Here is a 24,167-nt window from a genome sequence, read left to right on the forward strand (position 1 = left end):
TTCAACCGTTTATGGGGGACGCATGCTGCAAAATATCAGGGACAATTCACAAGGCTGGATTGCCAAGACCATTATCGGGGTCATCGTTGCACTGATGGCTTTGACCGGTTTCGACGCCATTTTCCAGGCTACGACGCACAAAAACGAGGCGGCGAAGGTCAATGGTGACGAAATCAGCCAAAACGAGCTGAGCCAGGCGGTCGATATGCAACGCCGTCAACTCATGCAACAGCTGGGCAAGGATTTCGACGCCTCCTTGCTGGACGAAAAAATGCTGCGCGAATCGGCCCTCAAAGGCCTGATTGACCGCAAGCTGCTGTTGCAAGGCGCAGAAAATTCCAAATTCGCTTTCTCCGAGGCGGCGCTGGACCAGGTCATCCTGCAAACGCCTGAATTCCAGGTGGATGGCAAGTTCAGCCCTGAGCGTTTCGACCAGGTGATTCGCCAACTGGGCTACAGCCGCATGCAATTCCGCCAGATGCTGGCTCAGGAAATGCTGATCGGACAACTGCGCGCCGGTGTGGCGGGTAGCGGTTTCGTCACCGACGCCCAGGTCATGGCCTTCGCCCGTCTGGAAAAACAGACCCGCGATTTCGCCTCCCTGAGCATCAAGGTCGACCCGACAGCCGTGAAGCTGACCGACGAAGAGGTCAAGGCCTACTACGACGAGCATGCCAAGGAATTCATGACGCCGGACCAAGTGGTCATCGATTACCTGGAGTTGAAGAAGGCTTCCTTCTTTGATCAGGTCAGCGTCAAGGACGAAGACCTGCAGGCGGCGTATCAGAAAGAAACTGCGAACCTGTCCGAACAACGCCGGGCTGCGCACATTCTGATCGAAGTGAACGACAAGACGACCGAAGCGCAAGCCAAGGCCAAAATCGACGAGATCCAGGCCCGCCTGAACAAGGGCGAGCAATTCGAGGCCCTGGCCAAGGAGTTCTCCCAGGACCCGGGTTCTGCCAACAATGGCGGCGACCTGGGCTTCGCAGGTCCTGGCGTGTACGACCCGGCATTCGAGAAGGCCTTGTACTCGTTGGCCAAGGATCAGGTTTCCGCGCCGGTTCGCACCGACTTCGGTTTCCACCTGATCAAGCTGTTGGGCGTGGAAGCGCCTGAAGTGCCGACGTTCGCCAGCCTGAAAGACAAGCTGACCCGCGAATTGAAGGCCCAGCAGGTCGAGCAGCGTTTCGTTGAAGCGACCAAGCAACTGGAAGACGCCTCGTTCGAAGCGTCCGACCTGGTCCAGCCTGCGCAGGACTTGAAGCTTACCGTTCACACCTCCAAGCCGTTCGGCCGCGAGGGTGGCGAAGGCATTACGGCCAACCGTGCCGTGGTCACCGCAGCCTTCAGCCCGGAAGTACTGGATGAGGGTGCCAACAGCACCGCTATCGAGCTCGACCCCGAAACCGTGATCGTGTTGCGCGCCAAGGAGCATCTGAAGCCTGCGCAACTGCCATTGGAAAAGGTCGAGGGTCCGATCCGTGAGCAATTGGCCAGGGAGCACGCCAGCGCTGCTGCCAAGACCAAGGCTGACGAGCTGATTGCCAGCTTGCGTGATGGCAAGACGCCATTGAACAGCCCGATCGACGGTCAGAACTGGAAGGTAACCGAAGCCGCGACTCGCACTCAGGAAGGGCTGGACCCGACTGTGCTGCAAGCGTTGTTCCGCATGCCAAAGCCTGCCGCCAAGGACAAGCCGACCTTCAGCAGTGTCACGTTGCCCGATGGCAGCCTGATGATCGTGCGTCTGAACGGCGTGAACGAGGCCGCAACGCCAACTGAAGAAGAGAAGGCTCAATACCGTCGCTTCCTCGCTTCGCGCGTTGGCCAGCAAGACTTTGCGGCTTACCGCAAGCAGCTGGAAAGCCAGGCCGAGATCAAGCGTTTCTGATCTGCCCACGCGCTTTTTGCATGAAACGAAGACCCCGGCCGCAAGGCCGGGGTTTTTTTTCGGCTGCATTGCGCCATTCAGGCAATTTTCTCCCGACCATCGGGTCAACAGTGCTGTAACCGTTTTAAGACACAATCGGTGCGCCGCTAAGCATCGATCTGTTGCACAATACGCCCCGAACCGTTTCTCTCAGGATGTTCAATGTTTAAATCAATTCCCATGCGGGTTGTCGGGCTGGCCTTGGTGCTGGCTGCTGCTGCCGGTTGTTCGTCGAAGAAAGCCGCCATCTACGAGCATGAGAACTTCGATGATTCCGGAACGTTTTCCCGTAACTATCCAGTGACCGACTCGGTCTCCTGTGAAGCCGCTCGTCGGGCCTTGCTGAGCCAGGGCTATATCATCACCAGCAGTGATCCCAAGCTGGTCAGTGGGCACAAGAGCTTCCAGCAGACCGGTGAAAACCACATGGAGATCAGTTTCAGTGTGGTTTGCGCTGAAGACGGCACTTCGGCGCACCATGCCACCGTGTTCGCCAATGCCCTTCAGGACAAGTATGCGCTGAAGAAAACCAACAACTCGGCAAGCCTCGGTGTTGGCGTGCTTGGCTCGGTGTCGATGCCGATCGGCTCCTCCGACGACTCGATGGTCAAGGTCGCCAGCGAAACTGTCACCTCAGCCAAGTTCTACGAGCGATTCTTCGCCCTGGTCGAGCTGTTCCTGCCAAAGGAAGTGAAGGCAGCGGCGCACATCCCCGAGAAGCCGAAAACCGATCTGGGCGTGCCCGAGCCCAAGGCTGCACCGGCGCCATTGGCCCCGGAAGCTGCGGCACAGCCCGCGCCAGAGGCAGCCAAGGACGCCGAAGTGGCCCCTGCCGCTTCCGAGCCGGTTGCGCCGCCGCCTGAGGCTGCACCCATTACTTCGAGCTCCACTGCCGAGCCAGCGCCAGCCACCGAAGAAGTGATCACGCCACCGGCCAATCCGAGCAACATGGCGCCACCTTCGGAACCGATCCAGGCCATGCCCATCACCGGCCAGTGATGGGCGCGATGGGGCCAGGCCAGCTCATGCTCCGGGCCCCCTCGCCGTAACAAAGATTGATCCGCGTCAAACAGGTCGTCGTCCTGCGGCCTGCCGCAAAAAAAACCTGTGATAAATTCCCAACCGCCTGCTACGTTTTATCTGTAGGCGACGAAGTGTCGTGTCCGCGTCATTTTTCTTTCACGCGGGCACTTTAGGCTCAAGGCGCTGGTCATTTATTCAGACGTTTTTTTATGAGCTGTGGGGGATACGAAAATGGACGACTATCAAGAAGAACTGCTCGAGTATCAGGCGTTTGAGTTGGACCCACCTGAGCCTTCCGAAGACGCAACCGAACTTTGAAGCTTGCTGCCTGCGACTGTTTCCCTGCGACTGCGGCGAAACTCGCCGGGTGTCTGGGCGGTCCAGCGCTTGAAGGCGCGTTGAAAGGCTTCGGCTGAGGCAAAGCCCAACAGGTAGGCGATTTCTCCGAACGCCAATTCAGTGTCGCGGATATAGGTCATGGCCAGGTCGCGACGGGTGTCGTTAAGAATCGCGCGAAATTGCGTGCCTTCTTCAGCGAGTTTGCGGCGCAAGGTCCATACCGGCAGTTTCAGGCGTGTTGCCACTTCTTCCAGGTCGGGCTCCCGGCCGCCATTGAGCAATGGCCCCAGCAGCTGTGTGATGCGTTCACGCAGGCTGCGGGTGCGGGTCAATTGCTCCAGTTCCCGCTCGCACAGTTGCAGCAGGTGTCGCCAGGTGCTGGGGCAATGCTCGGGATTACGCTGGGCAAGGCTGGCCAGGCTCAGGCGCAATTGATTGTGCTCGGCGCCAAACTGGATCGGGCAGTCGCCCAGCACGTCATAGGCCGCGCGGTAGTCGGGCTCCTCGAACTCGATGTCGATACGTTCGGCACGCAGCCGGGCAGGGCTGACGCTGGATAATTGCTGCAACCAGCCGCCGAGGATCGAATCCACCACGAAGCGGTTGTAGCTGTTGTAGGGGCTGATGGAATAGAAGCGCAGCCAGGCACCCTGAGCGTCTTCGTGGAAGCTTGATTGACCGCGGTAGTTGGAGCCATACAAGGCTTCGAATCGAATCAGGCAGCGCGCCGCCTCGCGCACCGTCGGTGCCTGGGCGGCAGTGACGCCGGCAAGGCCGGCCTGGCTCAGGCGGCTGAGCTGGGCCATTTGCAAGCCGAGTGCCGGGTTGCCGGTCAACTGGATGGCCGCGTGGCCCAGGCGCATGTAGCGCGGGATCGAGAGACGGGCACCGGCTTCACTCAGTCGGGCCGCATCAAGGCCATATTGCTCGAGCAGTGGCTGCGGATCTGTGCCGTGGCTGTTCACGGCGTCGGCCAGGCTGTGAACAAAGCCCACCGACAGATCTCCCAGGCGCATCGGGGTGGGTTTCATGGCCTACAGCCAAAGGTTCAACAAGCGCGCGCCACGGGCCTTGCCATCGACGAAATGCTGGCCGTTGCTGCTGAGAAAACTCTGCCCGGCGCTGCCCTGATCCCAGAACTGTCCGCGCAGGAATACGCTCACGCCGGCGATGGCCCGGCTGGCGGGTGCCTGAGTACTCAGGTTCAGGCGCTGCCAGGCCTGGCCTTCACTGATCTCCCCGGCCTTGAGGCTGTCGGAGCCGGGTGTCGATGAGTCCTTGTAGCCACGCCACGGCTGGTCCCAGCTACCGCGGCCAACAACAAACGCCGGGACGGCGACCAGCTGTGCCTGCTGCGTGTCGAGCTTGCGGTAGTTGTCGGGGTACCAGCTGTCGCTGCCGATCAGCACGCCCAGGCGCCCGGCGGGGGTGTCGACGACATTGAGCGTATGTTCGCCGTTGGCCTTGATCGCGTCCTGCTGCTCGAAAACCGGATGCATCTGGCGCTGGGGTTGCCCGATTGGCAGGCCATCGCGGCCAAACACCACGCTGCTGTTGAACAACGCACCACGGCCGATTTTCAGCGTACCGTCGATGACACTGGGCTCGGGCAGCACGATGGAGCCTGCCACCAGGGTGACGTGAAATTCTTTAGCCAGCCCGCCAAACAGCGCCTGGTAATCCTTGGCCATGCCTTTGGCTTTCATGCGCAGGTGCGCGTCCTCGATGCGGCTGTCGCCCTCGGCGCCAATCAGCGCGCGGACGAACTTCAAAGGATTGCTCACGGCCAGCCAGTTCATGGCCTCCTTGAAAGTAGTGGCCTGGTACAACTCGTCTTTTTCGCCGCTGACCATCAACCAGGTGCCCACATGCTCCGGCAATACGACGATGGTTTTTTCATTCAGCAGCCCCTGATCCCGGGCCGTCTGCAAGTAGGCGGCGAGTTTGCGGTGCAGGCGTTCGGGGCTTTGATAGTCGGTGGGAAACAGCTCGGGCTGGATGCCCAGCAAATTGCCACGGTCAGCGGGCGTGCCCTGGTCGACGGCGACATCGATTCGCAGGTCAGAGAGGTAGAGGCCCGTCGGGCGATCCGCGGCCCACATGGCGTAGGTCGTTAGAGCGGCGATCAACGCCATGGAGACAGTCAGGTACAAAAGTTTGCGCATGGGGAACAGTCAGCAGCCGTATGCAGGATTCATGGCTTTTCATCGGATTTGCATCAAGGATAAAGCGAATCACGGGGAGGGTGGGGAAAATTGACAGCGCTCCGGGAAATTGGCCGCGTTGCACTTGCGGCGGTGCTCTGCCTGTTCGCGATAATGCATGTGACAACGTCGGTGAGTGTTTTCGTCAATTGTGCTTCGGTTGTCTCGAGGGTGTACCACTGTGACTGGCCGAACAGCATGGCAATGACTGCACTGGTGGTGGGGCAGAGGTCGCGAGCGGCTGCGCCTTTATCGCCGTACGAGTCAGTGATGATGGCGTTTAGAACAGCGGCGTATTCGTTTCTCAGCTGGATAATCTGTTGCTTCTGTTCTTCAGTCAGATTCGTGAACTCGCGGCTGATCAGGGTCAGTTTGTATTTTTCGTTGAAGTTGAAGGCGACGAAGGCTTGAATGAACGACTGAAGACGCCCGCGAGGGCTTCGTGCGCCTTTCATTCGACGCAGCGTATCCAGCAGCAAGTCCGACAACGCCGACTCGATCAGCTCGAACAACAGGGCCTGTTTGTTTTCAATGTGATGGTAGAGGGAGCCGGCTTGCAGCCCCAGGTAACTCGCCAAGTCCCGCAAGCCGATGGCCTGGTAGCCATGTGTGGCGAAGAGTTCGAGTGCCGCGTCGAGCAGTCGATCGCGGGCGCTGTGTACGGGATTGGCTGTTGCGCTGTTGGTAGGCATTGGAGCTCCGTCGACTGAACAATTAAAGCGTGGCCTTGAGCAAACCTATCCCCCGTGGCGATAGCCAGTTTTGCCAGCATGGTGCGCCGTGCGCATCAACAGCAACACCGCGCAAATCACCGGCAGATTCACCAGCAGCAGCGCATACCGCAACGACTCGTGGCCGAACAGCGGTAACAACAGGTCGCTGCACAAACCGGTCAACAATGGCCCGACGCCGATCCCCAGCAGCGTGCTGACGATGGTTTGCAGCGCCATTGCAGTTCCGCGCCTCCCGGCGGGCACCAGCTGCGTGACGAGGTTGTAGGAAGGCGCGACCCACCACACGGAAAAGAAGGCATAGAGCGCGCACCAGAGCATGGCGCCTGGAACCGGCACATCACCCAGGCGCACCAGCACGGAGTCGGACCACAGCAGATAGGGGACCAGCGCACAGGTCGCCGCAATATGGCCCACTACCGGAATGGACACCTGCCAGTGTGGATCGCGGCGGCACAGGCGGTCACTCAACCAACCACTGAGCAGGCCACCGAATCCGGCCGAGGTACCGCAGATCACGCCCGCCAGCAAGCCGGCGTGTTGCAGTGACAAGCCGTGGGAGCGCACCAGGAAACTGGTGTTCCACATCGCAATCGCATAGGAACTGAGCGTGGTCAGGCCGCCAGCGAGGATCAGGCAGCGGTAGGCCGGCAATGCCCAGAGCTTGCGGGCTTCGGCTCCCATGCCAAGCAGTGCGGGCGCTGTGTGGGTATGTGGCGTAAGGTCCCAGCGGCCACGCTGCGGTTCGCGCACGACGAAGGCCAGGATCGTACAGAACACCAGGGCCGGCATCCCCAACGCAATGAACGCACTGCGCCAGCCATAGTGCTCGACCACCCAGGCGCCGATGCTCAAGCCGATGATCGAGGAAAATGTGGGTGCGGCGGTAAAACAGCTGATGGCGAATGAGCGTCGGTGCGTCGGATACAGGTCGGCGATCAGCGACAGCGAGGCCGACGTGGTCGGCGATTCGCTGACGGCAACCAGCATTCGCGCAATGCCCAGCGCGAGGAAACTGCCCGCCCACCCGCACGCCATGGTTGCCACGGCCCAGAGCAGGCAAGACATGGCCAGCAGGCGGATACGCGGCATGCGATCCACCAGCCGCCCGGCCGGCAGGCCCATGAGTGCATAGACCGCCGCGAACGCCAGGCCCGAGATCAGGCCGATGGCGGTATCGCCGACGCCGAATTCGGCTTTGATCGGTTCGACCATGACCGCGAGTATCTGTCGCCCGACGAAGTTGTCGGCGAACACCAAGGCCAGCAGTAACAGCAGGCCATGGCTACCCCAACCGACCGTGGTCGCAGGCAGCGTCCCCTCGCGAGCGGTCATCGCGGTGCCCACAGATCAGGCAAGCCCGGGTCGCTCACGACGATCAGGCGCTTGAGCAAGACTTTCAAGGCTTGCGCATCGGCGGCGCCGAGCTTGGCCGACAGATCCTCTTCCACGGCCTTGGCCAGTGCCAACTGATGCAGGGACACTTCTCGGCCTTGGGCCGTGAGGACAAAACGTGGCGATTGCGCCGGACCCTCGAAGGCCACCAGGCGCTGGCGCTCGAGAAACCGCATGCTGGCCAGGGTCACTTCGCGGCCGGTGTAGGTCACGAAGGTGTTGATTTCCTCCAGCGTCATATCGTCGCGAATACACAAGATCGACAGTACGAAGAACGATTGTTCGTCCAGCTGCTGACTGTTCAGCAGTTGCCGCAGGGCATTGAGTGTCTGGTAATGCCCGCGTCCCAGCAAGTAGCCGAGCAAATCCTCGGTGTAGCTGCACTCGGGCGGTGGCGGCGTGGTCGCCAGGCGTAGCTCGCTGCGGGGCTTGCGCGTGGCCAGGGCATATTGGCCGCTCTGGAACGCCAGCGGGGCGCGGTCACTGTGATCGAAGGCGAGTACCTCGCCGACGAAAATCACATGGTCGCCGCCTTCGTACTGGAACGCCGTACGGCACTGGAAGCGCGCGGTGCAATCTTGCAGCAATGGCGCCTCGCTGATGCCGTTGTCCAGTTCGATCTCGGCGAACTTGTCTTCGCCCTGGGTGGCGAAACGTCCCGAGAGGTTTTCTTGCTCCGTGGACAGCACGTGCACGTTCCAATGCTTGCCGCTGCTGAAGATCGGCAGGCTGCGCGCTTGCTTGGACAAGCTCCAGAGCACCAGCGGCGGGTTGAGCGACACCGAGTTGAAGCTGTTGGCGGTGATGCCCACGGGCGAGCCGTCTTCGGTCTGGGTGGTGATGATCGTGACCCCGGTGGTGAACGTGCCGAGAGCGGCACGAAAGGCCTGGGGATCGAAGCTGATATTTTGCATTGCCATGACTGGCCTCATGGAGTGGAGGTTTTCGTATGGCCAGTATTGGGCGTTTGCAGGCGTTCAACATCGTCTCAACGGACTAACACTAATGCAGGGCCTCGTCCGATCGGACGAGGCGGCGCAGCGGTCTGCGCGGCTAGGGTGGCGCCAGGCGCATCGGGCGCTCAACGGCCATCGAGCCAACCTGCAAGGGGATAACAATGAGTTCAACGATGTCTTGCGACCAAGACCTTTCCAGCCTGCTGACGCGCCAGAAAGAGGCCTTCGCCAGCGCCGGCGGTGTCAGCGCCGACACCCGGCGCCAGCGCCTGCAGCAAGTGATCGACCTGCTGGTCGACAACCATGCGGCATTGACCACGGCCATCGACCTGGACTTTGGCGGACGGCCCGCCGGTTTTTCCTTGATGAATGACGTGCTCGGCGCCCTGGCTTCACTCAAATATGCCCGCGACCATCTGCAAGCGTGGATGCAAGACGAACCGCGCGAAGTGTTTTCCCCTTACGACCAGCTCGGCGCCAGGGCCTGGGTCATGCACCAGCCAAAAGGTACGGTGGGCATCCTGGGGACCTGGAACGCGCCGCTATACACCTTGTTCAGCCCGCTGGCCTCGGCGCTCGCGGCCGGCAACCGGGCCATTCTCAAACCCTCGGAAGTGGTGCCGCGCACCGCCGCACTGGTGGCGCGCCTGTGCGCCGAACACCTCGACCCGCTGGTGGTGGCCGTGGTCAATGGTGGCCCGGAACTGGGCGAGGCCTTCAGCAGCCAACCCTTCGATCACCTGGTGTTCACCGGCAGTACGGCGATTGGCCGGCGAGTGATGGGCAATGCCGCAAAAAACCTGGTGCCGGTGACACTGGAACTGGGTGGCAAGTCGCCGGTGATCGTTTCGGCCACTGCCGACCTGAACAAAACGGCGTTCAGTATCGCCGCAGGCAAGTCCACCAATGGCGGACAGATCTGCATCAATCCGGACCTGGTGTATGTACCCAAGGCCCGACTCGAAGCCTTCCTCGATGCGCTGCGCAGTGCTTATCGCGATCTCAACCCGACGGTAGCCGGCAACCCGGACGTGGTGGCGGTGGTCAACCAGCGTCACCTGGAGCGGGTCGAGGGCCTGGTCGAGGACGCGCAGTTGCGCGGGGCGCGCATCGAGTGCCTGCCTGAACCCCTGGCCCTGGATGCCCATGACCGCCGTCGTCCGCTACGAATCGTAGTGGACCCGGCCCCGGACAGCGAGATCATGCATGAGGAAATCTTCGGTCCGGCCATGGTCGTGCTGAGCTATGACGACCTTGACCAGGTCATCGCGCAAATCAACGCAAGGCCGCGTCCGCTGGCGCTGTACTACTTTGGCGAGGATGCGCGGGAGCAACGTCACGTGCTGGAACACACCCTGTCCGGCGGAGTCACCATCAATGACGTGATGATGCATGCCGCCCTGCACGATGCGCCGTTCGGTGGTATCGGTGCCTCGGGCATGGGTCATTACCATGGCCACGAAGGTTTTCTCGAATTCAGTCACCTGCGCACGGTGTTCAAGGCCTCGGCCCACGACCCACGCCGTGAATGGGGTCTGTTGCCGCCTTACGGCGAGCATTACCTGGCGGCGATGCTGGCCGGCGTCACTCGCGACTAATTCCAGCGTTGGGGGGCCTTGCGCACCCCGTCCGCTGCATGAGACAGGCCATTGATCATGTTCAAGGCAATTACTATCGCTCAGCGCCTGTGGCTCTGGGCGTTGTTGGCCACCTTGTTGTTTGCCCTGGCGGTGTTGTTCGGTGCCTATGGCTTGCAGCAGGCGCGCGACAGTCTGCGGGCTATCAACGAGGACAACCTGGCGACGTTGTTGATGTTCGGCGACATCAGGCAGCGGCTCGATGAAAGCCGGCGCCAGGTCTTGCTGGCGATCCAGCAGGACCCGGAAGGCCCGCTGGTGGCAGCGTTCGATCGTCCGGTGGAAGCCACCCTGAGTGCCATCGAGAGCAATGACCGGGCGCTGACCGAGGTCTGGGCGAGCTATCGCCTGCGCACGTTGAGCGGTGAGGAACAACAGGCCGCCGAGGCGTTCGACAAACACTATCTGGCCTGGCAGGAAGAGTTGGGCATCTTCCTCGATTCCTTGCGCGCCGGTGATTTTCGCCTGCCGGGCATCCTGTCCTATTTGCGCATGGCCGAGCCGGAAGGCAATGCCGCCATGGTCGAACTGAGCAAGCTGCAAGCGCTGCAGAAGGCCAGCGCCTCGCAAGCCTACGAGGCGGCGCAGCGTCGCTATCGTTCGACGCTATTGGCTTACATGGCGCTGGCGGTGGTGGGTGGGCTGGCGGGCAGCCTCACCGCGTTTTCCACTTTGCGTCGACTCAAGCGTGCGTTTGCCCAGGCGGGTGCCAGCGTGCGAGCCATCGCCAGTGGCGACCTGGTGCAGCCGATCGAGATCAAGGGCGGTGACGAATTCGCACTGATGCTGCGCGACATCGCGCTGATGCGTGACAGCTTGCACGGGCTCATTTCACAAATGCGCGAGCTGGTGCAGCGGGTCAGTCGCGAAGCGGCGCACATGGCCGAATCGGCGGAGTCGGCCTCCACGGCCACCCAGCAACAGGCGGACGCGGTGCGCGGGATTTCCCGGGCGGTGGAGGACCTGTCGGGGTCGATCGGCGAAGTGGACAATCAGGTTGGCGTGTCTCGCGACATCACCCAGCATTCGGCACAGCGTTCGGGCAAGAGCGAGGGCTTTATTCGCGACATGGCCCAGGAGATGAATCGCATTAGCGACGTAATCAGCGCTACGGCCGTGCACATTCGCCAACTCGAAGGGTTCTCCGGGGAAATCAGCCACGTGCTCAAGGTGATTCGCAGCATTGCCGAGCAGACCAACCTCCTGGCGTTGAACGCCGCCATAGAGGCTGCCCGGGCCGGTGAGGCGGGGCGCGGGTTTGCCGTGGTAGCCGACGAGGTTCGACTGTTGGCCCAACGCACCGCCAGTTCCATTGGTGAAATCGACCTCACCGTGCAGCGTATTCAAGAAGGCACACTGGCGGTGGTCGACGGCATGGGGCGGGTGGTCAGCCGGGTGCGTGATGGCGTCAACCTGGCCCATGAGGCGGGCGATTCGGTGGCGCAGATTCGCAGTGGCACCGATGATGTGATCCGCAGCGTGGACACCATCGCCACGCTGATCACCGAACAGGTGCGCGTCACTCGGGAAATGGTCGCCAGGGTCGAGAGTGTCTCCAGTGGCACCGGTGCGCTGTCGGCCAATGCCGGGCGCAGCGCGATGGCCGCCGCGGACCTGGAGCAACTGGCGCGGGCGCTGGATCAGTTGTCGGCACGCTTCAATGTCGCTTGAACACCGCAATCCCTGTGGGCGCGAGCCTGCTCGCGAAGAGGTCAGCACATTCAACATCAATGTTGACTGATCCACCGCTTTCGCGAGCAGGCTCGCTCCCACAGGGCGTAAGGCCTGAATACTCTAATAACCCACAATCAGGGCGTGATCACTACCATGGATAACCACGAAAACGCACCACTAAACTCCGCCCCCGGCTGGCCGCGCCGCAGCGTGCTCAAGGCCGGTGCCGTGGCGGTTGGCGTCGGGCTTCTGGGGCGTTTTGCCGACGCCCGCGCGCAAGGGCTTTCGGCCAGCGACTACCAGGCCATGGATGCCTGGGCCATGAGCCAGGCGATCCGCAGCGGCGAGCTGAGTGCCGAGGACCTGCTGGCGGCGGCGTTGCTCCGCTACAACGAGGTCAACCCCAAGGTCAATGCGGTGAACATGCTGCATGAAACCTACGCGCGTACGCTACTCGCCCAGCGCCGCGCCGCCGGCACCTACAACCAGGGCGCCCTGGCCGGTGTGCCACTGCTGTTCAAGGACCTGGGTACCACGCTACAAGGTACGATCACCAGTAACGGTAGCCGGATGTTCAAGGACGCACCGCCCGCTGCCCGCACCAGCACCCTGATCGCCCGCTACGAGCAGGCCGGTGCGGTGCCGTTCGGCAAGACCGCATCCCCCGAGTTTGGCTTGACCACTACCACCGAATCCCTGGCCTGGGGCCAGACTCATAACCCGTGGAACCTGGCCATGAGCGCAGGCGGTTCTTCGGGTGGCTCGGCCGCTGCGGTGGCGGCGGGGATCGTGCCTGTGGCGCATGCCACTGATGGTGGCGGCTCGATCCGCATTCCCGCTTCGTACTGTGGCGTGGTCGGGCTCAAGCCGACCCGCTATCGCACCCCTAGCGGACCACTGCATTTCGAAGGTTCGTTTGGTGCCAGCGCGGCCAACGTGGTGTCGCGCACGGTGCGCGATACCGCGTTGTTCCTCGATGCCGGTCAGGGGCATGAGGCGGGCAGTGCATACTGGTGCCCACCGTTGATTCGGCCTTATGTCGAAGAACTGCAACGTGATCCGGGCAAATTGCGCGTGGCCGTTGTACGCCAATCACTGACCGGCGCCCCTTTGGAGCCGGCGATTGCCGCCACGCTGGAAACGACCATCAAGCAACTGTCGGCCCTTGGCCATCGACTAGACGAGTTGACGCTGAACGTCGATCCGCGCCAGTTGTTCGGTGCCCATGGCACTGCGCTCGGCATGGCCTTGCGTGTGCAGATTCGCGACCGCGAGCAGGTGCTCGGGCGGGCTGCCACGGCTCAGGACCTGGAAAAGATCACCTTGGTCAATCTCGAACGCTCGAAAGCGACCACCGGCGAAGAGCTGTACCGGGCGCGGCAAGCGTTCGAGAGCATTGGCGCGACGATGGAGCAGCACTTCGAACGCTACGACGTGATCCTGTCGCCGGTCACGGGTAGCCTGACTCCGAAACTGGGCCTGTTGTCACTTGACCAGCCTTGGGACAGTTACGTCCATCACGCCATGGGCAGCGCCGGTTTCACCGTAATAGCCAATGTCAGCGGCCAACCGGCCATTTCTCTACCGCTGGGCCAAAGCGACAGCGGCCTGCCGGTGGGCATGATGTTCACCGCCCGCTTGGGTGGCGAAGACGTGTTGCTGCGCCTGGCCAGCCAGTTGGAACAGGCCCATCCGTGGGCGGCCAGGCGGGCTTCCCTGTAACCCGACACCCCCTGTAGGTGCGAGGCTTGCCCGCGAATCAGGCGCTGCGGTGTATCTGTCTCTCTGATCGTTCCCACGCGCAGCAAAGGAATGCTGCCAGGGAGGCTCCGCGTTCCACTGACGACACCTGGCGTGAGCCGTGCGCAACGGTGACGCGGAGCGTCACAGGTTGCATTGCTTTGCTGCGCGTGGGAACGATCAGGTCAAATGCGCCGTTACCGCAGCAATGGATATACACCCCCATCCAGAAGCAAATGCCCTAGTCCACTTTGACGATGAGCCCATCCCCCCGCACCCCCGATCATGGGGCTGCACTCCGCCAGCGCACCCTGCGTGGTCGGCGGTTCTTTCCTGACCTCAGCTAATGGCATAACAACAATGACGGCTCAAGTTCAGTCTCAGACCCACTACGACGTGATCGTCGTCGGTTCGGGTGCAGGTGCGATGACTTCGGCGGTATTCCTCGCCGACCAGGGTTTCAGTGTGCTGGTGGTGGAGAAAAGCAACCAGTATGGCGGCACCTCGGCGATCTCCGGGGGCGGTATCTGGATTCCCAACAACCACTATTTCGCGCGCATGAAGGGCAATGACAGCTACGCCACCGCCCTGACTTACCTGAAGTCGGCAGCGGGCGAGCATGTCGGTGAAACGCGCTTGCGTGCCTACCTGGACAATGCGCCGAAGATGATCGAACAGCTCACCCGGATCAGCCGGGTGCGCTACGCCGTGGCGGCCAAATACCCTGATTACTATCCGCACCTGCCGGGGGCTTTGCCCGGTGGGCGAACCCTGGATCCGGAGTTGTTCGACACCAGCCTGTTGGGTGATGAGGAACTGGCGAACCTGCGCAAGCCTTCGCCTTCGACCCTGCTGATGGGGCGCATCGCCTGGACGGCGCGCGATGCGCACAAGGCCATGGCCCGTAGCTTCGGCTGGCGCCTGCTGATCATGAAACTGATGCTGCGCTACAAGCTGGACTTCAAATGGCGGCGCAAGAGCAAGATGGATCGCCGCGCGTCCTTGGGCAGTTCGTTGGTGGCGTCTTTGCGCCGCTCGCTGATGGATCGCAATGTACCGTTGTGGCTCAACACCGATTTCTGCGGCCTGGTCACCGAAAACGGTCGGGTCAGCGGCGTCACCGTGCGCCGTGACGGTGCCGAGCTGCAACTGCAGGCGCGCCACGGTGTGATCCTGGCCTCCGGTGGTTTCGAACAGAACCAGGCCCTGCGTGACCAGTACCTGCCCAAGCCAACCCGCAAGGCCTGGAGCGCGACGCCGCCCGGCAACAACACCGGCGCAGCCCTGGAAGCCGGCATGGCCCAGGGTGCGGCCACCGCCCTGATGGGTTGGGCCTGGTGGGCGCCGACCATTGCCGTACCGGGAGAAGACAAGCCCCGGGGGATCTTCGCCGAGCGTGCGTTCCCTGGCGCCATAGTGGTCAACGGCCTGGGGCAACGCTTTGTCAACGAGGCCGCGCCTTACCTGGAGTTCGTCGATGCCATGCATCGTGACAACCAGAAAACCGGCGGCAAGTCGGTGCCGGCCTGGGTGATCTTCGACGCGCATTTCCGTTTCAACTATGCCATGGGACCGTTGATGCCGGGACAGATCATGCCCGACAGCCGCCTGCGCAAGGAATGGCTCAACACGCTGTACTGGAAGGCTGACACGGTGGCTGGCCTGGCCCGAGAGATCGGCGTCGACAGTCTCGGCCTGGAAGCCACCGTGGCCAAGGTCAATGACTATGCAGGCTCCGGTGTGGACCTCGACTTCGACCGTGGCGGCAATGTCTTCGATCGCTACTACGGTGACAGCAACATCAAGCCCAACCCATGCCTGGCGCCCCTGCGCAAAGGCCCGTACTACGCCATGCGCCTGGACGCCGGGGACATCGGCACCAAGGGCGGCCTGTTGACCAACGAGCATGCCCAGGTGGTGCGCGAAGATGGCACCGCCATCGCCGGCTTGTACGCCATTGGCAACTGCTCGGCGTCGGTGATGGGCACCAGCTATCCGGGAGCGGGTGGCACCCTGGGGCCGGCGATGACCTTCGGCTATGTCGCCGCCAATCACCTGGCCAGCCAGCGTTAGGAGGGGCTATGTCAATGTCCGATAACCTCCCCAGCACCGATGTGCTGCCGCCGCTGCAAGTAACCGATGGCAGCCGTGTGGACTGGGACGAAGTTTGCGACGTGCTGGTCGTCGGCTGGGGCGCAGCCGGTGCCTGCGCCGCGCTGGAAGCTCGGGCCCAGGGGGCCGACGTACTGATCGCCGACCGCTTCACCGGCGGCGGCGCCAGCGCCAAGAGTGGCGGGGTGGTCTACGCCGGTGGCGGTACGCGTCATCAACAGGCCGCGGGCTTCAACGACAGCCCCGAAGCCATGTTCGATTACCTCAAGCACGAAACCGGGGGCGTGGTGAGCGATGACACTTTGCGGCGCTTCTGCGCCGACAGCGTGAGCAACCTCGAGTGGCTGGAAAGCCACGGCGCGCCCTATGCCCACCAGATGCCACCGGGCGGGGGGAAAACTTCGTACCCGCCCGACGGCTACTTCCTCTATTACTCGGGCAACGAATTGGTGCCTGACCACGGCGGCCCCTTGCCGCCTGCACCACGAGGGCATCGCACCGTGGGCAAAGGGCAGGGCGGCGCTGTGCTTTTTGCCCACCTGAAGGCCGCGTGCCTGAAGGCCGGAGCGAAAACGCTGTTGCAGGCGGCGGCGCGACGACTGCTGGTCGACCCCCGGGGGCGGGTACTGGGTGCCGAATTTTGGTGTATGCCCGAAGGCAGCAAGCAAGCCCAGTTGCACGCACGACTGTCCGCCCGCGCCGAACGCCTGCAGAACTTCGCGCCGGGCTATTGCAACAAACTGCGCAAGAAGGTCTGCCAGCTGGAACGGGATTTCGCCAGGCCTCGTCGGGTGCAGGCACGCCATGGCGTGATCCTGAGCACCGGCGGCTTCATCTTCAATCGCCAGTTGCTCGAACAGCACGCACCGAAGTTCCGGCGCAACTTCAAGGTCGGCGCCACCGGTTGCGATGGCAGCGGCTTGCGTCTGGGCACCAGTGTCGGCGGCCAGGGCTCCGGGCTTGAGCGGGTATCGGCGTGGCGCTTCATCAACCCGCCGTACAGTTGGCACAAGGGCATCGTGGTCAATCGCGAGGGCCGGCGCTTCTGCAATGAAGAAGTCTACGGAGCCACCCTCGGCCAACCCTTGATGGAAGAGCAGGGCGGCAAGGCATGGCTGGTGCTGGATGCGCCGTTGCGCAAGAAAGCCATCCGCGAAGCGCTCTTCGGCGGCTACTGGTGGTTCCAGAGCTTTCCGGCCCTGGCGCTGATGCTGTTCAAGGTGCGCAAGGGCAAGAGCCTGAGCGAGTTGGCCAGTGCGACCGCCATGGACCCCGCCGTACTGCGTGCGTCGGTGCTGGCCGCCAACGCCGCCGCCCGTGGCGAAGCGCCGGAGCCATTCGGCAAGTCCGAGGGCGGTCGCCAGGTGCTTGAGCAGGGGCCTTTCTATGCCTGCGATATCTCCGTGACCAATCCTGTCTTCCCCCTGGGCGCCCTGACCCTGGGCGGCCTGCGCGTAGATGAACGCAGCGGCGCGGTGCTGGACCAACACGGGCAAGCCATCGGTGGCCTGTACGCCGCCGGGCGCAGCGCGTTAGGCATTCCCTCGCACCTGTACATCAGTGGCTTGTCCCTGGCCGACTGCGTGTTCTCCGGTCGACGAGCCGGTGCCGCTGTCGCGCGCAGCCAGCAAGCCGAAACGATCCATTCACACGAGATGACATGATGACCGACAACAACAATGGCCGGGTTCACGGCAAGGTCGCGCTGGTCACCGGCGGCGCCAAGGGCATCGGCGCCGCGAGCGTGCGGCTGCTCGCGGCCGAGGGCGCCCAGGTGCTGATCAGCGACCTGGACGTCGAGGCAGGCCAGGCCCTGGCGATGGAGATCGGACCGACTGCAGCCTTCATCCGTCACGACGTCAGCAGCGAAGCTGAGTGGCGCCAGGTCATCGACCATGTGCGTGAGCGCTACGGTCGCCTGGATATCCTGGTCAACAACGCCGGCATCCTCATCGCCGGCTCGATCGAGGAAACCACCCTGGCGGACTGGCACAAGATGCTGCGAGTCAATGCCGACAGCGTGTTCCTGGGCTGCCGCGAAGGCATCGCGTTGATGAAGGACAGCGGTGGTTCGATCATCAATCTCTCATCCATCGCGGCCCTCGCCGGGCGTGACGACTACCTGGCCTACAGCGCCTCCAAAGGCGCGGTGGCGGCGTTGTCGCGTTCGGTGGCAGCGCTTTGCCGACGGCGCAAATTCCGCATCCGCTGCAACACCCTGCACCCCGACGGCGTCCTCACCGACATGACCCGCGCCAGCTTCCCCCAAGGCGTCGACCCGAACCGCCTGACCATCGACAGCGACCCGATGAACCGCATGTGCTTGCCTGAAGACGTGGCGGCCAGCGTGCTGTTCCTGGCCAGCGATGAGGCGCGGGCGATCAATGGTGTGGAGTTGCGCGTTGATAGTGGGCAGATGGTGATGAGTATCTAGCGGCTGGTGCTATCCCATCCCCAAACACCCAACACCGGCTCGCTCCTACAGGCGGAGGCGTATCTGAAATTACCTTCTGATATTCACCCTGTAGGAGCTGCCGCAGGCTGCTGTTTTTCCTCTATCAGGGCTTCTCTCGATTCAAGGCACTTGAACACTGGCCGAATCACCTTGGCTGACGATTATCTCATTGTCCTTGGTGATTGATTGCTTGATGTTTTGCCCGGTGACCCCCATGACCCGACCGTCTTGCGCGTACGTTACTTCGACATGGCCCCCACCAATAAAATCCAGGCGAAAAATACGAGTTTGATCCTGTGTTCGCACAGCGAATGATTCAATCTCGGACAGGCTCCGGATCCCTACTGATTTGGGAACAAGATTTTCGATGGTCACCTCACCATCATTCAAGATAATTGTTGACCCATCCGGGCGAGTGACTTTCATGCCGCCCTTAATTTTTTCGATAACGTGACCGTGAACCTTGCCGAGAAGGACATAACCTTCGTCGTCTACTTCACTTGAGCTTTCACCCGCTGGCACCTCCATTCCCGGAGAATGCATCTCGAACGTTATTTTATCGCCTGCTTCATGCTTGCTCATTATATTGCTCCCTTTTAGTCGCCGGAATTGGCGGTGTTGTTTCTAATGCGTGAGCCTTATGTGTTTATCGGTTGCACCTGTCGATCAGGAAATACTCAGGCCTCACCGAACAGTCTCCATTCGATATTTTCCTCTTCGACGGTCACTCGGTCGGCGAGCAGGAAGCGGCTGTGGCGCCTCTGGACTCTGACGGTTGGGAGCATTTCGCCCTTCTCGAACCGGCGAATTTGTTCACCTTCGAGACGCGAGAAAAGCTGGCTGCCGATATCGGCTTTCCAGTAGCCAGTCTGCGGGCAGGCTTGGCCGCTATTGCAGGTCGGCCTGGGAGAGGTAGCTTGGATGAAGTCGGGAGATTCCGGCAGCGGTCGGCCGGTGGCGGGGGCCAGGCGTTTGGCCTTGGCCAGCTGGTTGATCAGCGCTTCGCCGGGTTTTTCTGGGGGGATGTTGGCCAGGCGGGCTTCGAGCCATTGGAGTTTGCCGTCCCAGGCGGGGAGTTTGGCGGGAGGGAGCGGGAGGATTTCGTTGATTTCGGGGACTTTGGGGTTGGCGTAGGAGTAGCCCGAGAGTATTTTCCAGATTTTTCTGTAGCGTTCGGCGCGTTCGAGGTCTTCCGTTTGCCCGAGGTAATGCATCGTGTTGGAAGGTAGTGGATCGCGAAATGTGGCTTCCAAGCGGCCGGCAGCGCTATCGCTGCCCCCCGTCACGCCCAATTGCAAGACTTCCATTGCTTCGTTGTATTTTTGCTCATCTCTCAGATAAATCGATAACATGACAGCGGCTCTACCGTGCCCCTGTTCGGCAGCACAACGGCGCATCTGCCGAGCAACGTCTGGAGCAATGTCGCTCGGTGCCAGCTTATCCCCCACGTAATACTGAGCTTCTGCATTGCCTTTATCGGCGGCCTTGCGGTAGTACCGCAAGGCCATTTCCGTATCCTGTTTCAAACCGGCCGAACCCTGTTGCAGGAAGTTGCCGACAAAGTAATACCCCGTGGCCACGCCTGCATCGATCAGTTGCTGACTCAGGCGCAGATGCTCATCACCACGCAAATTGAAATGGCCGCGCATAGCGCCGTTCTGCAGGTTGATATTGGCCTTGTAATGGCCGTTTTCTGAGGCGATGCGGTAAAGCCGCTCGATTTGGACATTGATGTTTTTGTCCTGCTTGAGCTGGTTGTTTTTTTGCAGCCAGCGAGCGTATTGAAACAGTACATCAGACTCGGTTGACGACTCAGGGATCTGTTCGTGTGCACAGGTAAAAGCCAACTTGGCTTTGATCTCGGTGAGTGGGTTCACGTGAGAATCCTTCTTCGTAGGGTTGAGGGCGCTGGAACTGTCACAGGCGACCAGCAGCAGGCAGGACAGCAGGAGTAAACGGCGCATCAGTCGATGTCCTGCAGCTTTTTATCGCCGTAGTAAAATTCCACGAGCGAAGCGCTAGGCTTATCCTTACTTTCCCTGAGCTTTTTGTTGTCATCGATGATCTCTTGCCAAGCCTTGAACGCCTGCTCCGCATCATCCTGCCCCCCCTTCTCCCCCGTATGCATGTTCCACAACCGCCGCCGCAACCCCTGGGTCACACTCGCCCACTCATGTGCAATATTCAGCTCACTATCGACCTGCATGCTGCGGGTGTTGATGTTGGCTGAGCCGTGGGTGGTGAACACGTCGTCAACAATCATCAACTTGGAGTGGATGTACACCGGCATCCAGTCCTTGCCCGCCGGTGAGTCGGGGGCGACCAGCGAGCACACGTGGACTTTCAGGCCGGGAATGTTCAGGTCCGCTTCAACGGCGTTGCGCTCGATTGCGCTGATGTTGGCGTTGAGGTCAGCCATTCGAAAATCATTGAGTCTGGCTGCATGCCGCTGAGCTTCACTGAAATCGGTTCCGCCCAGCGCATCGGTAAGATTCGTCAGCGTGAGTAAGGCGCGCTGTTCGAGCATTTCCCCCAGGGTGGGGGCCTGCTTCGCAGCGTCACGCTTTGTCTGTTCAACGCGCCGTAACTTGGTGATCACGGGGATGGTGTCGCCACGCCCGAGGCTTTCGAGCATGCGCTGGGTATTGATCGCGCCGGGCTCTACGCTGTCTTTGCTGGCATTGGTGATCACGAACAGGTGCAAGGGACCGTGTATTCCGGGGTCGCGCCCGGCCTTCGTCTGACCGGCCGCCACAGCCTTGATCAGCTCGGCCAGAGGTGGCCAGCGAAAATATTGGTTTTCGATGTAGATGAACTGGGTCGCGTTGTTCACGGCCTGCAGATACAGCGCCTCGATATCGCGCTTGCCCTCCTGCGGTTGGGTGCGTACCAGCTGGGCCATTTGCCGGGTGGCGTCCGGGGTGCATTGAAGTGTCGGTCCCACCTGCATGGCACGGCGCGAGGCGAACAGGTCCTCGCCGGTTTCCTTGCGCCAGGCGGTGGCGAAGTTGTGGTGCAGGTGTTCGAGGATGGGTCCACTGACCTGGCTGGAAATGTCCTGGCGCGGGGTATCGCCACGCGGGCCGGCGCAGGCTTTCGGCTTACTGTCCTTGGCGCGTTTCAACGCCGAATGATCGTTGGTGTCCCAATACTCGTCGAGCATGTTGTGGCCCATGACGAAGCCGGTGGCGCGATCGGCTATTTCGTAGTCGACCAGGACCGTTTTCTGATGGTGGGTCGCAGCCGCGCTCAGCGTGGCAATCGTGCTGGGGCTGAGGTGCGGGTCGAGACTTGCGTATTTCACTTGATGGGCAATTTCAGCTCTTTCATACACGCTGAAACCTCGGCTGACGAACACCGGCACATTGCGAGCGACACGCATCGCAGCCGCCGCACTGCCATTGAATGCACATCGGGAAAACCACTGACGGTCATAGGCGTATTGGTCGTCCGTGGAAGGTTGCAACTCCCGGTTGGCGATGCGGTACGGGCCTTTACCCGGCAAGTTGGCTTCCCCCGCCACGCCAGCGGCATTGAACGGCGCTTCCCAACCCAACAGCCGAACCTCGACGCCTTCCCGCGCCTTGGTCATGAGCAACTCGCCGATCCGCGGCGATACGCCATCGCGGATGAAGTACATCGACGGCTGAAACCCCCAGCAGATGATGTCGACGGTCCTCACGGCCCTGGCAATAGCCTCGTGCACGGCCCGGAAGGTTTCCTCGCCGTTGATCAAGGGTTGATAGGTCGCCTTTGCAGGAGGGTACTCGGTGTGCTGCACGTACCAGGGCGGGGTGCAGGTCACCTTGTTGGTATGCTGCAGCGCGACCGGCACGACAATGTCGGGTCTCATCATTGTATTTTTCCTTCCGGGTCGTTGATGCCCATCTGCGCGGCGTACAGCCCGCGGTGATCGGTGTGTGACGTTGGCTGGCTCACCTCGGCAGCGGCTTGCGCGGGGTGGTTATGCAGGCCGCGATTGGCGAGTGCTGCCTGCTCGGCATTGCGGTAATCGGTGGGGACCGGGATCTGGTAAGCCACACCGTTGGCCATCACCAGCCGGTAACCCCGGGTCACGACCTGGTGGTCGATCGACAGTTGCCCGCTCTTGTCCAGCACGCCTTGCTGGAGCACTGCGCCGTCGGCGTACAGCGTGTAGGGCATTCCCGCCCAGCCGAGGCCCGAGGCGTTAGGGGCTTGCGGTATCTCGAAGCGCAAGGTTTGCCTGGATTGAAGTGGCGGGTAATCCGGATGCGTAGCGGTCATGCTGGCCGGGCCGCTAAAGGCGAAGTGTGCGGATTTGGCCGTGTGGTCTCCCGCCGTCCCCGATTCGATGCCGCCCGCATCGAGGCTGAAATAGCTTCCGCCGCCATTGAGGGTGATTTTCTTTTTTGCCGTGATGCGGACTTCGTCTTCGGTGCTGGTAATCGACAGTTCGTGGCGGGCCAGCAGCTCGAGTTGGTCGTTCTGCGCCTGCACGGAGACCGGGCCCTGATTGGCGATCAGTTTGATCCCCAGCTTTCGCACGAACAGGTTCAACCCCCGCCCGACGCCGATGAACAGGCGCTTGACCACGCTGATATCGGCTTGGCCGCCAGCGTTGAGCATCAGGTTGTCCTGCGCCGCCAGTTGCAGGTGCTGGCCGCTGGTGAGGGCGATGCCCTGGGGCGCGCTTAGCAGAATCACCTGGGCCTCGAGCTCATCGAGTTGGTCGCGCATCATTGACAGTTGGGCCTCCACATCGGCAGGGTCGGCGTGGGCCGCCTGGGCATCGCTGGAGAGGCTTTGCGACTGCTCGCCGGCCTGTTGCAAGCGGCCCAGTGCGGCTTGCATGTCCAGTACCTGACCCTGGGCTTTCGGTTGTTCCTCGGCTGTGATGAACAGGCCCTTGCCCCCACGAATGGCGCCATGCCCATCGGTCCTTAGCTCAAACCCTTCCCCGCGTTTCTGTTTCTTGGCATCCACCAAATGCCCCAGGCTCAGCTGACTCTTGCCGCCATATTCCGTGCTGAGCTTGACGTGCTCCTGCCCCCGCAGGTCTTCCATGCGCAGCTTGTTGTTCGCCGGCGTGCGCAGCACGTTGCGGGTGTGGTCGCGCCTGCGCAGGGTCACGGGGTCCGGGTGTTCGCTGTCGTGCAGGGCGTGGGCGATGTAGGGGCGGTCGGGATCGCCCTGTTCGAAGGCCACGGCCACTTCGGTGCCGACCAGCATCGGCAGGTGCAGGCCGTGGGTGTCGCCGCCGTAGGGTCGGGCCAGGCGTAGCCAGGCGCTTTCCTGGCCGGGTTTCCAGATGTCGCGGTCGAACAGGAAGCGCACCCGGTAGCGGCCTTCGAGGTCGATTTCGGCGTAGCGGTCGTTGCGGTCGGGGCTGCTGAGGCGGGCCGGCAGGGTGCCGGCGATGAGTGGTTTGGCCGGGACCGGGGGGCGGAAGCAGACCATTTCGGCGTAGGGGATGGCCTCGAAATGCACTTCGATGTTGCGGTCGCGGGCGGCGCGGGTGCGCAGGCTGGTGATTACTGCGCCGAGGGCAAAGGCCTTGGGCGCGTCTTTGGGGAACTTTGGCGCCACGGTATCGCCATCGGTGATTTTCAGCACCTGCCCCGGTGCCAGGGTGGCACTGCTGCTGGCACCGCTGAGGTGGGTCTGGGCGTTGAGGTAGCGTTCGTGGCGCAGGCGTGCGTAGAAAAAGCCGCTTTCGCTTTGCAGATCTTCGTCCTGATCGAGGCGATCGCCGAGCACGCGGTAGGGTTCGGCGTAGTGGTAGGCCTCGCCGTAGGTGGTGCTCGTGGTGCCGCGGGTCTGGTCGACTTCGCCATCGAGCCAGGCCCGCGCGTCACGGTGGTGATAGGCGCGAAAGTTGATGGATTTTTCCACCACCTGGTGGCGGGTCTGCAAACCCCACACGCCGTCCTCACCGCTGGCGAAGCCGGCCGGTGAGCGCAGTGGCAATTTCACGCCAAACTGGTAG

The 24,167-nt window shown here is 61.9% G+C and carries 17 protein-coding genes; 8 read left to right on the forward strand and 9 right to left on the reverse strand.

Features of this window, described 5'->3' with window-relative positions:
* The first annotated feature begins 22 nt into the window (after nucleotides 1-22).
* Nucleotides 23-1,894: a SurA N-terminal domain-containing protein gene (locus CGA21_RS18270; protein ID WP_110749086.1), complete on the forward strand. Its 1,872-nt coding sequence runs from the start codon at nucleotides 23-25 to the stop codon at nucleotides 1,892-1,894.
* A 201-nt stretch (nucleotides 1,895-2,095) separates the two neighbouring features.
* Nucleotides 2,096-2,932: a DUF2242 domain-containing protein gene (locus CGA21_RS18275; RefSeq protein WP_188264732.1), complete on the forward strand. Its 837-nt coding sequence runs from the start codon at nucleotides 2,096-2,098 to the stop codon at nucleotides 2,930-2,932.
* Between the two features lie 287 nt (nucleotides 2,933-3,219).
* Here CGA21_RS18275 and CGA21_RS18280 read toward each other — a convergent pair whose 3' ends face one another.
* The 5 genes from CGA21_RS18280 to CGA21_RS18300 are packed head-to-tail and all read right to left on the reverse strand — an operon-like array spanning nucleotide 3,220 to nucleotide 8,545.
* Nucleotides 3,220-4,326, reverse strand: coding sequence for an AraC family transcriptional regulator (locus tag CGA21_RS18280; protein ID WP_188264733.1), 1,107 nt, complete (start codon nucleotides 4,324-4,326; stop codon nucleotides 3,220-3,222).
* A gap of 3 nt (nucleotides 4,327-4,329) precedes the next feature.
* Entirely contained in the window at nucleotides 4,330-5,460 is a 1,131-nt protein-coding gene (locus CGA21_RS18285) for a carbon-nitrogen hydrolase family protein (protein WP_188264734.1), read from the reverse strand.
* A gap of 53 nt (nucleotides 5,461-5,513) precedes the next feature.
* Entirely contained in the window at nucleotides 5,514-6,191 is a 678-nt protein-coding gene (locus tag CGA21_RS18290) for a TetR/AcrR family transcriptional regulator (RefSeq protein ID WP_110749079.1), read from the reverse strand.
* Between the two features lie 45 nt (nucleotides 6,192-6,236).
* The gene (locus CGA21_RS18295) at nucleotides 6,237-7,565 is read right to left on the reverse strand and encodes a spinster family MFS transporter (RefSeq protein ID WP_110749077.1); all 1,329 of its coding nucleotides are present in this window, start codon (nucleotides 7,563-7,565) and stop codon (nucleotides 6,237-6,239) included.
* Nucleotides 7,562-8,545, reverse strand: coding sequence for a flavin reductase family protein (locus CGA21_RS18300; RefSeq protein WP_020800912.1), 984 nt, complete (start codon nucleotides 8,543-8,545; stop codon nucleotides 7,562-7,564). The genes CGA21_RS18295 and CGA21_RS18300 overlap by 4 nt, the downstream gene beginning before the upstream one ends.
* Before the next feature lie 170 nt (nucleotides 8,546-8,715).
* Here CGA21_RS18300 and CGA21_RS18305 point away from each other — a divergent pair, with 170 nt between their 5' ends.
* The 6 genes from CGA21_RS18305 to CGA21_RS18330 all read left to right on the forward strand — a co-directional run bounded on the left by CGA21_RS18305 (nucleotide 8,716) and on the right by CGA21_RS18330 (nucleotide 18,178).
* The gene (locus CGA21_RS18305) at nucleotides 8,716-10,179 is read left to right on the forward strand and encodes a coniferyl aldehyde dehydrogenase (RefSeq protein ID WP_282487995.1); all 1,464 of its coding nucleotides are present in this window, start codon (nucleotides 8,716-8,718) and stop codon (nucleotides 10,177-10,179) included.
* A 57-nt stretch (nucleotides 10,180-10,236) separates the two neighbouring features.
* A complete protein-coding gene (locus CGA21_RS18310) occupies nucleotides 10,237-11,889 on the forward strand; it encodes a methyl-accepting chemotaxis protein (RefSeq protein WP_188264736.1) in 1,653 nt (550 codons plus the stop codon).
* A gap of 156 nt (nucleotides 11,890-12,045) precedes the next feature.
* On the forward strand, nucleotides 12,046-13,614 hold the full coding sequence (locus CGA21_RS18315; RefSeq protein ID WP_188264737.1) for an amidase: 1,569 nt from the start codon (nucleotides 12,046-12,048) through the stop codon (nucleotides 13,612-13,614).
* Nucleotides 13,615-13,992: 378 nt separating this feature from the next.
* On the forward strand, nucleotides 13,993-15,705 hold the full coding sequence (locus CGA21_RS18320) for an FAD-binding protein (RefSeq protein ID WP_188264738.1): 1,713 nt from the start codon (nucleotides 13,993-13,995) through the stop codon (nucleotides 15,703-15,705).
* Between the two features lie 8 nt (nucleotides 15,706-15,713).
* Nucleotides 15,714-17,408, forward strand: coding sequence for an FAD-binding protein (locus tag CGA21_RS18325; protein ID WP_110749070.1), 1,695 nt, complete (start codon nucleotides 15,714-15,716; stop codon nucleotides 17,406-17,408).
* Nucleotides 17,405-18,178 carry an SDR family oxidoreductase gene (locus tag CGA21_RS18330; RefSeq protein WP_188264739.1) on the forward strand — a complete coding sequence of 258 codons (774 nt, stop codon included), beginning with the start codon at nucleotides 17,405-17,407 and terminating at the stop codon, nucleotides 18,176-18,178. The genes CGA21_RS18325 and CGA21_RS18330 overlap by 4 nt, the downstream gene beginning before the upstream one ends.
* A 141-nt stretch (nucleotides 18,179-18,319) precedes the next feature.
* Here CGA21_RS18330 and CGA21_RS18335 read toward each other — a convergent pair whose 3' ends face one another.
* From CGA21_RS18335 to CGA21_RS18350, 4 genes are all read right to left on the reverse strand, one after another.
* Nucleotides 18,320-18,781 (reverse strand): hypothetical protein, encoded by a 462-nt coding sequence (locus CGA21_RS18335; RefSeq protein WP_110749066.1) that lies wholly within the window; start codon nucleotides 18,779-18,781, stop codon nucleotides 18,320-18,322.
* Between the two features lie 95 nt (nucleotides 18,782-18,876).
* On the reverse strand, nucleotides 18,877-20,163 hold the full coding sequence (locus tag CGA21_RS18340; RefSeq protein ID WP_188264740.1) for a DUF6396 domain-containing protein: 1,287 nt from the start codon (nucleotides 20,161-20,163) through the stop codon (nucleotides 18,877-18,879).
* Nucleotides 20,163-22,055, reverse strand: a complete 1,893-nt coding sequence (locus CGA21_RS18345; RefSeq protein ID WP_188264741.1) for a phospholipase D-like domain-containing protein — start codon at nucleotides 22,053-22,055, stop codon at nucleotides 20,163-20,165. Before CGA21_RS18345 ends, CGA21_RS18340 begins: the two co-directional genes overlap by 1 nt.
* The coding region (locus CGA21_RS18350; RefSeq protein WP_188264742.1) for a DUF2345 domain-containing protein at nucleotides 22,052-24,167 on the reverse strand (2,116 nt) is incomplete at its 5' end. The genes CGA21_RS18350 and CGA21_RS18345, both read right to left, overlap by 4 nt.

Source organism: Pseudomonas sp. PSB11, from assembly GCF_014596605.1.
GTDB lineage: Bacteria > Pseudomonadota > Gammaproteobacteria > Pseudomonadales > Pseudomonadaceae > Aquipseudomonas > Aquipseudomonas umsongensis.